Below are 517 nucleotides of genomic sequence, written 5' to 3' on the forward strand. Positions count from 1 at the left end.
GATGCCGCCATCCTGTCGGCCGATGTGCGCAACCTGACCGAGACCAACTCGGCCACCGACATCTCGAGCTCCGGCACGCTGACCATCTCGGATGTCGACAGCCCGGCGACCTTCGTCGCCCAGGCCGGGACCGCAGGGACCTATGGCTCGTTCTCCATCGACAGCGCCGGTGCCTGGACCTACACGGCAAGCTCGGCCCACAACGAGTTCGCCGCCGGCACCACCTACACCGACACCTTCGATGTCGTCAGCGCCGACGGCACCCACACCTCGGTGACCATCAACATCGACGGCACCAACGATGCCGCCATCCTGTCGGCCGATGTGCGCAACCTGACCGAGACCAACTCGGCCACCGACATCTCGAGCTCCGGCACGCTGACCATCTCCGATGTCGACAGCCCGGCGACCTTCGTCGCCCAGGCCGCGACCGTTGGAACCTATGGCTCGTTCTCCATCGACAGCGCCGGTGCCTGGACCTACACGGCAAGCTCGGCCCACAACGAGTTCGCCGCCG

1 protein-coding gene is annotated in these 517 nt (G+C 66.5%); it reads left to right on the plus strand.

The features are described from left to right. Nucleotides 1-517 (plus strand): VCBS domain-containing protein (locus tag EN824_RS33485; protein ID WP_210236375.1); only part of this gene is annotated, 517 nt, incomplete at both ends.

Source organism: Mesorhizobium sp. M8A.F.Ca.ET.181.01.1.1 (assembly GCF_004792025.1).
GTDB lineage: Bacteria > Pseudomonadota > Alphaproteobacteria > Rhizobiales > Rhizobiaceae > Mesorhizobium.